Origin of the sequence: Streptococcus mitis (assembly GCF_005844455.1) — a bacterium.
Lineage (GTDB): Bacteria > Bacillota > Bacilli > Lactobacillales > Streptococcaceae > Streptococcus > Streptococcus mitis_BF.
In genome coordinates, this window is record NZ_SPGF01000111.1 from 1 (window position 1) to 1,582 (window position 1,582).

At 39.4% G+C, this 1,582-nt stretch carries 1 protein-coding gene; it reads left to right on the forward strand.

Translation table 11 applies throughout. The annotated features are described in order from the left end of the window. Positions 1-259 precede the first annotated feature (259 nt). Complete coding sequence (locus FGQ53_RS11630) at positions 260-1,489, forward strand: IS110 family transposase (RefSeq protein WP_138338935.1); 1,230 nt, start codon at positions 260-262, stop codon at positions 1,487-1,489. Positions 1,490-1,582 lie beyond the last annotated feature (93 nt).

A 1,582-nucleotide genomic window follows, 5' to 3' on the forward strand; every position in this document is an offset into this window, starting at 1 on the left:
AATGAAAAAGTGCTGTGCTCTTTATTTTGATTTATAATTAAACTGAGAAGACCTATCACTACTACAAATCACGGGGAGGAGAGTAAGTGAGTAGTTCAGCTACTACCTCGAATATTTATAGGTGTAGCTCTCCCTATCAAGCACAACTAACTGTGACTATGAGCACGTAAACTTATAATTGGATAAGCGACTCGTTTGTGAAAAGGAAGAACAGTCAAGGGATAGGCTCTTCTTAAATTTTTGTGAAGGGAGACCCCTCATGTTAAAAATGGTTTACCCAAATTGTTGTGGCATTGATGTGCATAAAACCTTCATTGTAGCTGTTATTGCCATCACCGACAATTACGGAATTACTAGCTACCACCGTAAACGGTTCTCTACCTTTACGAATGGACTTCTTCAGCTACAAGATTGGTTGGAATACTATTCCTGCTTTGATGTCTGTATGGAATCAACTGGTAAATACTGGATTCCTGTTTTCAATATCCTCGAAGAACACGTCAATATCTGTTTGGCTCACCCAAAATATGTTAAGGCTATTCGTGGAAAGAAGACCGACAAAAAAGATGCTCAATGGATTGCCGACCTCTTCAAGCATGACCTTGTTGCTTCCAGCTTTATCCCACCTCTTAAAATCAGACAACTACGTGACCTCTTTCGCTATCGTATGAAGTTAACACAACTTCAAGTTAGCGAGAAAAATCGTTATCAAAACTGTCTCACTTGGTCTAACCTTCAAATTGCAAGTGTTGTTTCCGACGTCTTCGGAAAAAGTGCTCAAGCTATTATCAAGAGTATCCTTGACAATCCAGAGGAGAAACCCAATATCGAACAGTTGGTTCACAAGAGAATGAAGAACAAAGTACAGGACTTAGAAATCGCTACAGAAGGCGAATTGACCCCTGAACAAGCTGAGAAAATTAGGGTCATCAAAGCCCATTATGATGCCCTCGCTATCTGTAAAGAGGACTTAGAACAGATGATTTGTGAGCTAGGACAAGAATATCAAGAACAGGTCAAGTTAATTCAAACTGTGCCTGGTTGTAAAGAAGAACTATCTGCCCTCAGAATTATCTCTGAAATCGGCGCAGATATGACGCTCTTTGACTCTGCAGGAAAACTCTGCTCTTGGGCAGGGTTAGTTCCAGCTAACAATGAAAGTGCTGGGAAGAAATACTCTACTCGCATTTCCAAAGGTGGGAGATACCTCAAACCTTTTCTCGTGCAAATCGCTAACGCTGTTGTCAAGTCTGATAAACATCCCGAATTCAAGAACAAGTATCTCAAACTCAAGAAACGACGTGGGCATCGAAAAGCGATTATCGCTATTTGTCGTAGGCTTCTCGTTGCTATCTACCAAGTCCTTCTAAAACAAGAAAACTATAATCCTGTTTTGCAAGGATTAACTGAAATCAGAAACCCAGACAAGACAATGTCTGTTAAAGACGCTATTCGCTTTGCACAACAACACGGATTCAACGTCAGTTAATTTTTTAAAAATCAGGTAGCAAGACCTCTTTTTAGTGTACTCAAAATTTGGGTAAACAATATCTCATTCAATTTTTACTTTTTTTCAAACTTT

Coding starts and splice junctions, on each gene's coding strand:
- FGQ53_RS11630 (WP_138338935.1), top strand. CDS start 260: ATGTTAAAAATGGTTTACCCAAATTGTTGTGGCATTGATGTGCATAAA.